This window comes from Ruegeria sp. A3M17 (assembly GCF_003318255.1).
GTDB lineage: Bacteria > Pseudomonadota > Alphaproteobacteria > Rhodobacterales > Rhodobacteraceae > Ruegeria.
Genome location: NZ_QOCF01000029.1, coordinates 1 through 12,156, shown reverse-complemented (window position 1 = coordinate 12,156; position 12,156 = coordinate 1). Strand labels below are relative to the sequence as shown.

Genomic DNA, 12,156 nt, shown 5'->3' with positions numbered 1-12,156 from the left:
CACGCAGCGCGTCAGCGCTGCCTGGCCAAACCAGAAGAGACGCACGGCAGGGCATCGATGATGGGCGGGAGCAGCCCTCGGTTATTTCTGTGGATCAATCTCCAGCTCGCGGCGAACCCAATTGGCAAAAGCAATGGCGCCGGGGCTTTCTTCGGCGCGCGGTGACAGAAGCAGATAATAGGCTTCGGGCATGGGTGCGCGATGGGCGAACGGGGCTACTAAACGATCTTGCGCAATCAGGTCACTGGCAATGGTGTCATGCGCCAGACACAGCCCTCCGCCAGCCATGGCTACGGACAAGCTGACCAAGTAGGTCGTCGAATATGTGATTGCAGGATTTCCCCAATTTAGACCCTGTTCTTCGGCCCAACCTAGCCAATTCGACAGCAGGTTTGAGCAGTCAAAAAGCGGGTGTTGTTGCAGGTCGCCCAACGTCACCTGGTAGCCCGGCGCGCAGACTGGATAATAATGATCGGTTCTCAGTAATTCGGTCCGAACGATATCTGACGGCCGTAGTGAATAACGGATTTCCACTGCGGCCCCTTCGGCCATTTCGCGCGGCTCCCAAAGCTCAGTAAAGATATTCAGCTGCACCTCGGGGTGTAACGCCCGGAATTTCGGCAGTCTGGGTGCCAGCCAATTCACGGCGAAGGTTATGTTGCTTTGAACCTGAACCGCGTTCTGCTGGGCGCCGGTCACTGCCTGAGTTCCACGAACCAGTGTCCGAAATGCCTCGCGCACCACCGGAAGATACGTGATGCCCGCTTCGGTCAGTTCTAACGCGCGTGGTCGACGCAAAAATAAAGGCTGGCCAAGATATCCTTCCAAGGACTTGATCTGTTGACTGACCGCGCTTTGCGTCATGTTCAGATCTCGGGCTGCACCGGTAAAGGACAAGTGCCGCGCCGCCGCCTCAAACGTGCGGAGCCAACCCAGCGGAGGAAGTGGTTTCTGCATGCGTATAACCTTGCCATTAGCTCAGCTAATGGAATAGTTGCGTTTTTTTCGTTGGTCAAATTTTGACGCTACAGGCACGATTTCCGAAAGTTCTCAGCTATCCGCAAAGGAGCCCGGAATGACTGTTACCAACCTGCGCGCCAATATCGACCACTGGGCCGAACGTGTTGATCTGGCTGCAACCTTTCGCTGGGTCGAGCGGCTGAACATGCACGAAGGCGTCGCCAACCATTTTAGTCTGGCGGTGAACCCGGAAGGCACCCAATTCCTGATGAACCCGAACCAGATGCATTTTGCGCGGGTCAAAGCGTCAAATCTGTTGCTGTTGGACGCCAATGACGCCGAAGTGATGAATCAGCCCGGTGCCCCCGATCCGACGGCTTGGGGTCTGCACGGATCAATTCATCGTCACTGTCCGCATGCGCGTTGTGTGATGCACGTGCATTCGATCTTTGCAACGGTCCTTGCATCGTTGGCGGATAGCACTTTGCCGCCGATCGATCAGAATACGGCCACGTTCTACGACCGATACGTCGTGGATGAAGAGTTCGGGGGGCTGGCCTTTGAAAGCGAAGGTGAGCGCTGCGCGTCGATGCTGTCGGACCCAAAGAAGAAGGTCATGATCATGGGCAATCACGGTGTTCTTGTGATCGGCAGTGACCCGGCGGATGCCTTTAACAGGCTTTATTATTTTGAACGCGCAGCGGAAACCTACATCCGTGCGCTGCAGACCGGACAGCCATTGCGCGTTCTGCCAGATGAGATTGCTGAAAAGACTGCGCAAGAATTGGAAGACTATCCCGATCAGGCCCAGGCTCATCTGCGAGAGATCAAGGCCTTACTGGACGATGGCGGCTCTGACTACGCCACATGACAACCTCATCAGGGTAACGACCATGTCTGACACTCCACAGAATCCCGAATCCGCCCGCTGGCACTATCATCCTGAAGGTCCGGTGGGGTTAAACCCCTTGTTCAATTGGCCACCACGTCCGTCAGCTGTGCTGAAATGGTACAGCGGGGCGTGGCTGCAGATCACGGCATTAACCTTGTGCCTTGCGCTGGCGGTGACCGCCTATGCTCTCTTTTTCCCATCTTTGGAAAATACGCAAAGCTTTGCACCGGGTTGGATGTTTCGCATCTGGCTGCTGAACATGGTGCCACAGATCCTGATCGCAGGTGGGCTGCACTGGTGGCTGTACATGCGAAAAGGGCAGGGCATGTACAAAAAGTTCGACCGCCGCGACCTGACCCGCGACAATGGTACGTTCACATTCCGCAATCAGGTTCTGGACAATATCTGGTGGACGCTGGGCAGTGCGATGACCGTCGCGACCGTTTATCAGTGGATCATCTACTGGGCGATGGCCAATGGGTATGTGCCAACCGTCACATGGTCCGGCGCGCCTGTCTGGTTCGTTGTGTGGATGGTGTTTATCCCAATGTGGTCTGGTCTGCACTTTTACTGGGTGCACCGGCTGGAACATCACCCGAAACTCTACAAATACGTGCATGCTGTGCATCATCGCAATGTGAACACCGGGCCTTGGTCGGGGATATCAAACCATTGGTACGAGAACCTGTTGTACTTCACGACCTATTTCATCCACCTGATCGTTCCGTCGCACCCGTTGCATGTGCTGTTCCATGCCTCCTTCCAGCAGATCAGCCCTGTGTTGTCTCATTCCGGTTTTGAAAAACTAAAGGCCGGGGATACGGATGCCGCTCGTGCCGGTGATTTCTTTCACCAGCTTCACCACCGGTATTTCGAGTGCAACTACGGCACCTCAGAAATCCCGTTCGACAAGTGGTTTGGCACGTATCATGACGGATCGGCCGAGGCGACGACCCGGACAAGAGCGTACAAGAAACAGATGTATACCTAGCTGGCCCGAAGCGCGCGCGGCGTGACCCCGAATTCGGCTTTGAAGGCACGGGTCAGGGCGCTGGGGTCGTCATAGCCCGCGCGCAGGGCAACCTCACCAATGCTCAGGTCGGTTTCCGCCACCAGTTTGCGCGCAAGGTTCAGGCGCAGGCGGCGATAGACCTGCGCCGGGCCAGCGCCCAGCTCGGACTGCATGCGGACGGACAAGGCTTTCTGCGATCGGCCAACCCGGCTTGCGATTTCGGACACTGGCAAGGGGATCTCAAGGTGTTCCTGCATCAAGGCCAGCGCCTTGTTCACGTAACCGCTGGTCGCGCCGGCACCGCCCGCATGCGAGCGCGCTGAATCGCGGGTCATGAACAGTTGCGACACTTCCAGCGCCAGGGCCTGTCCCTGATCCCGTGCAATCAGATGAAGCACTAGGTCAAAAGCCGCCATGGCCCCAGAACAGGTGATACGATTGCGGTCGATGACATAGCGCTCGCGGTGGGCTTCGACATCGGGGAACCTTTCAGTAAATCCGGTCAACTCTTCCCAGTGTATCGTGGCGCGATGGCCGTCCAGCAGCCCTGCCTGCGCCAATAGCCAGCTGCCAGTGTCGAGGCCTGCCAGCACTTTGAACCGCTGATCCGCAGAACGCAGGCCTGAAAGGGTGCGCCACCCGCCATGCGCGCGGAATCCATAAGATGGCATGACCATGAGGATGTCTCCGCTGGCGGTCTGCAAAGGGCGATGCGGCGCGACCTGCAGCCCGGATGAGGATGTCACCGGACTACCCTCTAACGCAAGGAACTGCCAATCGTACAATTTGCGACCAGCCAGAGTGTTTGCAGCGCGCAGCGGCTCGACCGTGTTGGCCAGGCAATGGTTCGAGAATCCTTCGAACAGAAGAACTCCGATTTGCTGCGGTGCAGAGGGTGATTTAGTCCATTCTTGCATGGTACACTTCTATTTCTGCACGTTCCGAATGGCAAGCCGCGTCAGGATATGCCCAACGCCAGATGTGGAGACGCCCGATGCAATATGGATTGTCCGACGAACAAGAGATGATCGTCTCTACCGTTCGCAGCTTTGTGGAAAACGAAATCTACCCACATGAGGAGCTGGTCGAGCGCACCGGCGAAGTTCCGCAGGAGATCGCGGATGAGATCAAGCGCAAGACGATTGAGCTGGGTTTTTATGCCTGTAACTTCCCCGAAAGCGTTGGTTGTGCAGGGTTGAACCATCTGGAGTTCGCGCTGGTCGAACGTGAGCTGGGCCGTGGATCTATGGCGCTGAACCACTTCTTCGGGCGTCCTCAGAACATCCTGATGGCGTGTGAGGGCGAGCAGGTCGAACGATATCTGATGCCCGCCGTGCGAGGCGAAAGGATGGACGCGCTGGCGATGACCGAACCCGGTGCCGGGTCAGACGTTCGTGGAATGAAGTGCGCCGCGGTGCGGGATGGCGGTGACTGGGTCGTCAATGGCACCAAGCACTTCATCTCGGGTGCGGAGCACGCGGATTTCATCATCGTTTTCATCGCGACCGGAGAGGACCAGACGCCAAAAGGCCCCAAAAAACGCATTACGGCGTTTCTGGTGGACCGCGGAACTCCCGGTTTCACCATCCGGGACGGGTACAAGTCCGTCAGCCATCGCGGTTACAAGAACATGGTTCTTGATTTCGACGATTGCCGTCTGCCGGAGGCTCAGGTTCTGGGCGAGGTCGATGGCGGGTTCGAGGTGATGAACACCTGGCTTTATGCGACCCGGATCACGGTTGCCGCCATGTCCGTAGGTCGTGCGCGCCGGGCTTTCGACTATGCGCTGGACTATTCCGCAACGCGTGAACAGTTTGGCCAGAAGATCGGCAAGTTTCAGGGCGTGTCATTCCAAATCGCAGACATGATAACCGAAATCGATGCCGCAGATCTGTTAACATTGGCCGCTGCGGATCGGCTGGACAAAGGCCTGCCCGCAAATCGCGAAATCGCATCGGCCAAGCTCTATGCCTCGGAAATGTTGGCGCGAGTCACCGATGCCGCCATCCAGATCCACGGCGGCATGGGTCTGATGGACGACTACCCGTTGGAGCGGTTCTGGCGCGACGCGCGGGTCGAACGAATCTGGGACGGAACCAGCGAAATTCAGCGGCACATCATCAGCCGCGATCTTCTGAGGGCACTGGGTGCGTAACGGTGGGGGGCTACTGATGTCTTCTCTGGCGCGTGTTTTACATCCTACATCCATTGCTGTGATTGGTGGCGGTGCCTGGTGCATCTCAGTGATCGAGCAGGCCCGGAAATTCGGATTTCAGGGCGACATTTGGCCGGTCCACCCAAAAGCCGGTCAAATCGCGGGTGTGACTGCCTTTGCACGCCTTGAGGATTTGCCTGCGGCCCCTGACGTCGCCTTTGTTGGCATCAACCGTCATGCAACGATTGAGACGATCGCGATCCTTTCGGCCATAGGGGCCGGGGGCGCTGTGTGTTTTGCCTCGGGATTTACCGAAGCGCATGCCGAGGACGATCAGGGTGCAAATTTGCAGGCCCGGTTGGTGCTTGCCGCCGGAGAGATGCCGATCCTGGGGCCAAACTGCTATGGCTTCGTCAACGGGCTGGACCGCGCCGCTGTTTGGCCCGATCAGCACGGCATGCGACCGGTAGATCGCGGCGTGGCCATCCTGACGCAAAGTTCGAATATCGCGATCAACATGACGATGCAGCGCCGGGCCTTGCCGTTGGCCTTCATGCTGACCAGTGGGAATCAAGCGCAGACCCATCAGGCCGACATCGCCTCAGCCCTGTTGGATGATGACCGGATCACAGCGATTGGCGTCCATATCGAGGGGTTCGGTGATCTGCGCAAATGGGAGGCGCTGGCCAAAAAGGCGCGGGTTCGTAACGTGTCGATTATTGCGCTGAAGGTGGGCCGGTCCGCCCATGCACAGGCGGCGACGATTTCTCACACAGCATCATTGGCCGGAGGCGACGCGGGCGGGCAGGCATTTCTGGATCGCCTTGGGATCGCGCGTTTGGATGACATTCCCAGTTTCCTGGAATGCCTCAAGCTGTTGCACGTGACCGGGCGGTTGGATACGAACGGTTTGGGATCGATCAGTTGTTCGGGGGGTGAGGCAAGTCTGGCTGCCGACATGGCCGAGGGGCGCGACCTGCACTTCCCGCCGTTGTCGCAAGCACAAAAAGCTGACTTGCGCGATGCCTTGGGGCCGATGGTGGCCTTGGCGAACCCGCTGGATTATCACACCTATATATGGCGTGACACGTCGGCCATGACCTGCGCATGGACTGCCATGATGGGCCCGGAACAGGCCCTGACTATGGCTATTCTTGACTATCCGCACACGGACGCGACCGATTGGGAATGCGCCACGCAGGCCGCCTTGAATTGCGTTGCTCAGACGGGGCGTCCCTTTGCAGTAACGGCGACCCTGCCGGAGCTCTTACCCGAAAACGTTGCGCAGCGGTTACTCGATGGCGGTGTTGTCCCCTTTGCCGGGTTGCACGAAGCGCTTGCGGCAATTGAGGCAGCCGCGCGACCGCAAGCAACGGAGGCCGAACCGGTCCTGCTGCCCTCGGATACCGTTGCAGATCACGTTCTGACCGAAGCAGAAGCCAAAAAGGCGCTGGCGGATTTCGGTGTGTGTGTTCCGCACAACGTTGTGGTGTCGGCGGATCTGGCGAAACAAGCCTCTGCCGCGCTGACTGGTCCATTTGCGATCAAGGGCGTTGGGCTGGCCCATAAGTCGGAACATGCGGCCGTGCGCCTTGAGGTTCTCGCCGACGCTGTGGGCGAAGTCGCAGCGGATATCGGAACCGATGACGTCCTGATTGAGGAAATGGCTGTTGGCGGCGTGGCAGAATTGTTGGTCGGCGTGACCCGAGACCCGGCGCATGGATTTGTTCTGACGCTGGGTGCAGGGGGTGTGTTGACCGAAATCCTGCGCGACACGGTTTCACTTTTGATCCCATCCTCTCGCACCGCGGTGAAAGAGGCGCTGGGCAAATTGAACTGCGCCCCCTTGCTGGCGGGATATCGCGGCAAACCAGCGGCAGAGGTTGAGACCATCCTGGACGCTGTCGATGCGGTGCAGGCCTACGTCATTGCCAATGCACCCCATGTCAGCGAAGTTGAAATAAACCCACTGATCTGCACACCGGACCGTGCCATAGCGGTGGATGCTCTGATCCGAAAGGCAAGTAAATGAACCCGGTCAAAACCAAGCGCGATGGCGCAATTCTGGAAGTCACTTTAGACCGTCCCAAAGCGAACGCGATTGATTTGGCGACCAGCCGTATCATGGGCGAAGTGTTTCGTGACTTTCGCGATGATCCCGATCTGCGCGTCGCCATCCTGACCGGTGGCGGCGAGAAGTTCTTTTGCCCCGGCTGGGATTTAAAAGCAGCCGCTGACGGAGATGCCGTGGACGGAGACTATGGCGTCGGCGGATTTGGCGGATTGCAGGAACTGCGGGATATGAACAAGCCAGTCATCGCCGCGGTCAACGGGATTGCCTGCGGTGGTGGGTTAGAATTAGCCCTTAGCGCGGACATGATCCTTGCCGCGGAAGACGCCAGTTTTGCGCTGCCGGAAATCCGGTCCGGCACCGTTGCTGATGCCGCCAGTGTCAAACTGCCAAAACGCATTCCGTATCATGTGGCGATGGAACTGCTTTTGACCGGGCGCTGGTTCGATCCGCATGAGGCAAAGAGCTGGGGGTTGGTGAACGAGGTCATTCCGGGTGATCAACTGATGGATCGGGCGTGGGAGCTGGCGCGTGTTTTGGCCAGCGGTCCGCCCTTGGTTTATGCCGCGATCAAGGAAATCGTGCGCGATGCCGAAGATTCGAAGTTTCAGGACGCCATGAATCGGATCACCGGACGGCAATTGCCGACGGTTGATACCCTCTATGGCTCTGAAGACAATCTGGAAGGCGCCCGCGCTTTTGCTGAAAAGCGTGATCCCGTGTGGAAAGGTCGATAGTCGGCCTAAGCGCGTTCAAACAGGGCTATCAGCGCTGTGTCATCCTTGTTGGGGCCAGATGCAAGATCACCATAGATGCGAACTTCGGGCAGGGTCAGGTTTCGAATCTGGCCTTGCGCCAACCGGTGCAGGGCTTCGGCAAATCCCACCTTTTCATAATGTTGGGCATTGATCGACAACGCGAATTGAGCACCGGGGCGGGCCACACGCAGCAGTGCAGTCAAAGCTTCTGGCCCGAGGTGGCCATGGGTGAACGAACCGGATGAAACGATCCCGGAGTAGCTTTCGCGCGGCACCGGGATGCCTTCGTTCAGATCCGCCTCAATGGCGTCGCGGTAGATATCCTTGCGCATGGCCTGATCCAGCATCTCGGCGCTGATATCGGTGGCATCTATCGGTCCCACACCTAGCCGGGCCAGAACCGCGCCGCACAGGCCGGTGCCTGCACCTACATCAAGAACAGGTCCTTGCCCGCCGGCGCCGACAAATGCGCGGGCGGTATGGATGTGCAGCTGATAGTCCTCGCGCGTGGCAAAGCCTTCGTCGTAATCCCCGGCCCATTCAGCATAGAGGCGTTTGTGGTCTTCAGGGGAATCCAGCGCGTAGGCGGCGTGCAGATCTGGTGTTTTGTCACTCATACCCAAAAGAAAGGCGCATTGGGGGATTCGAATCAAGTATCCTTGGCAGAGTTCTTGCATCTGGCGAAATTGCGGATCATCTAAGAGCGTATGACAGGCACACTATTTTCCTTCGGTCACGGGTACTCGGCACAGGCCTTGTCCCGTCAGTTGCAACCCCATGGCTGGCGTATCTTCGGCACGACGCGTGATCCGGCCCAATCGCCGGTGGTCAAGGCATCAGGCGCCGAGCCGGTGATCTGGCCGGGGCACGTGCCACAGCTGGAAGGGGTGACGCATCTTTTGATCTCGACCGCGCCAAACGCGAACGGAGATCCGGTTCTGGCTGCATTAGCTGATGAGATTGCCGAACGGGCGGCGCAATTCAAATGGGTTGGCTACCTGTCGACCACGGCCGTGTATGGCGATCATCAGGGCAACTGGGTCGACGAGGCCACTCCAGCGACGCCAACGGCGCAGCGCGGCAAATGGCGGGTGCGGGCCGAAGAGCAGTGGCAGAACATCTCCGGCTTGCCAACGCACATCTTTCGCCTTGCGGGCATCTACGGTCCCGGTCGTGGGCCGTTTTCCAAGCTCAAGCGTGTGGGTATGCGACGTATCATCAAGCCGGGGCAGGTCTTTTCCCGAATTCATGTCGCCGACATTGCCCAGGTTCTTGCCGCGTCCATGTCCGCGCCCAAACCGGGGGCGATTTACAACGTATGTGATGATGAACCCGTCCCACCGCAGGATGTCATCGCCTATGCGGCCGAATTGCAGGGATTGCCATTGCCGCCCGAAGTACCGTTCGACGAGGCCGACATGACCCCCATGGCGCGCAGCTTTTACAATGAGAACAAGCGGGTCAGGAACGATCGGATCAAGGATGAGCTGGGTGCAAAGCTAATGTATCCGAACTATCGGGTCGGGCTGCGGTCGCTGATGACTGACGACTGAGCTATCGCCTTGATTTGCAGTGATGCGCCCCGGATGCTTAGTGATAGCTTTTGGTTATCAGAACCATCCATAAAGAGAACTTATTTGCATGGTTCGAATTTGCTAGGTCTGGCGGCGACAAGACAAGAGTCGCCGATACCTTTGACAGAATGCGCGCAATCCAAGCCGTGCATCTAAAAGCGGTAAAAGTGTCATCTATATATGTTCTTGATCGCCCGCGTTTTCTCACCGCGCGAACGAGCCGGATTTTAGCCAGGATTGGAGATCGACATGGACGGAAGTGATAACCCTAAAACGGGCGGATGCCCTGTAATGCACGGCGCAGGAACCCGGTCAAACCGGGATTGGTGGCCGAACCAGCTGAACCTGTCGATCCTACATCAGAATTCGCCTGCGTCGAACCCGCTGGGGCCTGATTTCGATTACGCTGAAGAGTTCAAGAAGTTGGACCTGAAAGCGCTGAAGGAAGACCTGTACGCGCTGATGACCGATTCTCAGGACTGGTGGCCTGCGGACTATGGCCACTATGGCGGTCTGTTCATCCGCATGGCCTGGCACAGCGCCGGTACATATCGCACGGCGGATGGCCGTGGCGGAGCCTCGACCGGGAACCAGCGCTTTGCGCCACTGAACAGCTGGCCGGACAATGGCAACCTCGACAAAGCGCGCCGTCTGCTGTGGCCGATCAAACGGAAATACGGCAACCAGATTTCCTGGGCCGACCTGATGATCCTGGCCGGGAACTGCGCCATTGAATCCATGGGCGGCAAGACTTTTGGCTTTGCTGGTGGTCGCGCGGATATCTGGGCGCCTGAAGAAGACATCTATTGGGGTTCCGAAACTGAATGGCTTGCCCCCACCGACAACCCGCACAGCCGGTACACTGGTGAGCGCGACATGGAAAACCCACTCGCCGCCGTTCAGATGGGTCTGATCTATGTGAACCCTGAAGGTCCGGACGGTGAACCAAACGTGCTGGCCTCGGGCCGGGATATCCGCGACACCTTTGGCCGGATGGCGATGAATGACGAGGAAACCGTCGCGTTGGTTGCTGGTGGCCACACCTTTGGTAAGGCGCACGGCGCGGGTGATCCTGATCTGGTCGGCCCCGAACCCGAAGCGGCACCGATCGAAGAGATGGGCCTTGGCTGGATCAACAAGTTCGGTTCGGGTGTCGGTGACGATACCACGACCTCGGGCATCGAGGGCGCATGGACCGCAAACCCGATCAAATGGGACAACGGATACTTTGACCTGCTGTTCGGATACGAGTGGAACCTGACCAAAAGCCCCGCAGGCGCATGGATATGGGAACCAATCGGCGTCAAAGAAGAAGACATGGCCCCAGCGGCCGGTGATCCGACCAAGAAAGTCAAAACCATGATGACCACCGCCGACATGGCGATGCGTATGGATCCGATCTATGGCCCGATCTCGAAACGCTTCCACGAGAACCCGGAAGAGTTTGCAGATGCCTTCGCACGCGCCTGGTTCAAGCTGACCCACCGCGACATGGGTCCGCGTTCGAACTATATCGGTTCGGAAGCCCCGACCGAGGAGTTGATCTGGCAAGACAACGTGCCTGCAGTGGATCACGATCTGGTCGATGCTGCCGATGTAGCGGATTTGAAATCCAAGATCGCTGCATCCGGTCTGTCGGTGTCCGAGCTGATCTCGACCGCATGGGCCTCGGCCTCGACCTTCCGCGGGTCGGATAAGCGCGGTGGTGCCAACGGCGCCCGTATCCGTCTTGCGCCTCAGAAAGATTGGGACGTCAACGAGCCAATGAAACTGTCCAAGGCGCTGGATGCGCTGACAGGCGTTCAAGACGCGTTCAACGGCGCGCAGTCAGGCAACAAGAAAGTGTCGCTGGCCGACCTGATCGTTCTGGCCGGTGCCGTCGGCATCGAGCAGGCTGCTAAAGCTGGCGGTCAGGATGTCGAGGTTCCGTTCACCCCGGGCCGCACCGATGCATCGCAAGAGCAGACCGATGTGGACAGCGTAGCAGTGCTGGAACCCGTAGCAGACGGTTTCCGCAACTACCAAAAGACCGACTACACCGTCTCGCCCGAGGAGTTGCTGGTCGACCGCGCACAATTGTTGACCTTGTCCGCACCAGAGATGACGGCACTTGTCGGTGGCCTGCGTGTTTTGGGCGCCAACTTCGGTGACGCCAAGCATGGGGTGTTCACGGATCATGTTGGTGTACTCAGCAATGACTTCTTCACCAACATTCTGGACATGGGCACCGAATGGAAACCTGCCGGGAAGGGCCTCTATGAAGGTTGTGACCGCGCCAGCGGTGAGGTCAAATGGACCGGTACACGCGTCGATTTGGTCTTTGGTTCCAACTCGCAACTGCGGGCGCTCGCTGAGGTCTATGGCCAGACGGGTGCTGATGGTAAATTTGTTTGCGACTTTGTCTCGGCCTGGAACAAGGTGATGAACGCTGATCGTTTTGATCTGAAATAAACAGGCAATCATCGCAGAGATAGCGCCGCCCGAGGGGACTCGGGCGGCGTTTTCATTGGGTCGGGTCCCGCAAGCATACCCAGCATTGGGTACGATTCCGTCCAAAGCTCTGACTAACCCTCGCACCCCGCAGCGCCCAGCCGAGTTTCTTGTCCAAATTATTAAGCTAACTTATTGTTTTAATTAACATGGGCGAGTTTCTGCAGAGAAATGTGAAGTTTTTTCAAAATGGGGGTTGCAGGTCTCAGACCTAATCCGTAAATACCCCTTCACCGGCGCTGCT

The 12,156-nt window shown here is 58.0% G+C and carries 10 protein-coding genes; 7 read left to right on the top strand and 3 right to left on the bottom strand.

Annotation, left to right across the window (positions count from 1 at the left end; all coding sequences use genetic code 11):
- Window positions 1–81 precede the first annotated feature (81 nt).
- Window positions 82–957, bottom strand: coding sequence for a LysR substrate-binding domain-containing protein (locus DS906_RS16665; protein WP_113791258.1), 876 nt, complete (start codon window positions 955–957; stop codon window positions 82–84).
- 118 nt (window positions 958–1,075) lie between these two features.
- On the opposite strand from DS906_RS16665, the gene DS906_RS16660 reads away from it, so the two are divergent.
- The gene (locus DS906_RS16660; protein WP_113791257.1) at window positions 1,076–1,831 is read left to right on the top strand and encodes a class II aldolase and adducin N-terminal domain-containing protein; all 756 of its coding nucleotides are present in this window, start codon (window positions 1,076–1,078) and stop codon (window positions 1,829–1,831) included.
- Between the two features lie 22 nt (window positions 1,832–1,853).
- On the top strand, window positions 1,854–2,843 hold the full coding sequence (locus DS906_RS16655) for a sterol desaturase family protein (protein WP_113791256.1): 990 nt from the start codon (window positions 1,854–1,856) through the stop codon (window positions 2,841–2,843).
- Here the strand turns inward: DS906_RS16655 and DS906_RS16650 are convergent.
- Window positions 2,840–3,781, bottom strand: a complete 942-nt coding sequence (locus DS906_RS16650; protein WP_113791255.1) for a GlxA family transcriptional regulator — start codon at window positions 3,779–3,781, stop codon at window positions 2,840–2,842. The two genes, DS906_RS16655 and DS906_RS16650, sit on opposite strands and share 4 nt — an antisense overlap.
- Window positions 3,782–3,858: 77 nt before the next feature.
- Here DS906_RS16650 and DS906_RS16645 point away from each other — a divergent pair, with 77 nt between their 5' ends.
- The 3 genes from DS906_RS16645 to DS906_RS16635 are packed head-to-tail and all read left to right on the top strand — an operon-like array spanning window position 3,859 to window position 7,827.
- Window positions 3,859–5,019, top strand: coding sequence for an acyl-CoA dehydrogenase family protein (locus DS906_RS16645; protein WP_113791254.1), 1,161 nt, complete (start codon window positions 3,859–3,861; stop codon window positions 5,017–5,019).
- Between the two features lie 16 nt (window positions 5,020–5,035).
- Window positions 5,036–7,051, top strand: coding sequence for an acetate--CoA ligase family protein (locus DS906_RS16640; protein WP_113791253.1), 2,016 nt, complete (start codon window positions 5,036–5,038; stop codon window positions 7,049–7,051).
- Window positions 7,048–7,827 carry a carnitinyl-CoA dehydratase gene (locus tag DS906_RS16635; RefSeq protein WP_113791252.1) on the top strand — a complete coding sequence of 260 codons (780 nt, stop codon included), beginning with the start codon at window positions 7,048–7,050 and terminating at the stop codon, window positions 7,825–7,827. The genes DS906_RS16640 and DS906_RS16635 overlap by 4 nt, the downstream gene beginning before the upstream one ends.
- Window positions 7,828–7,832: 5 nt before the next feature.
- On the opposite strand, the gene DS906_RS16630 is transcribed toward DS906_RS16635, so the two are convergent.
- Window positions 7,833–8,465, bottom strand: coding sequence for a class I SAM-dependent methyltransferase (locus DS906_RS16630; protein WP_113791251.1), 633 nt, complete (start codon window positions 8,463–8,465; stop codon window positions 7,833–7,835).
- Window positions 8,466–8,555: 90 nt separating this feature from the next.
- Between DS906_RS16630 and DS906_RS16625 the strand changes: the two genes are divergently transcribed.
- Both DS906_RS16625 and katG read left to right on the top strand, forming a co-directional pair.
- Window positions 8,556–9,401, top strand: coding sequence for an SDR family oxidoreductase (locus DS906_RS16625; RefSeq protein WP_113791250.1), 846 nt, complete (start codon window positions 8,556–8,558; stop codon window positions 9,399–9,401).
- Between the two features lie 270 nt (window positions 9,402–9,671).
- A complete protein-coding gene (gene katG, locus DS906_RS16620) occupies window positions 9,672–11,873 on the top strand; it encodes a catalase/peroxidase HPI (RefSeq protein WP_113791249.1) in 2,202 nt (733 codons plus the stop codon).
- Window positions 11,874–12,156: the final 283 nt, after the last annotated feature.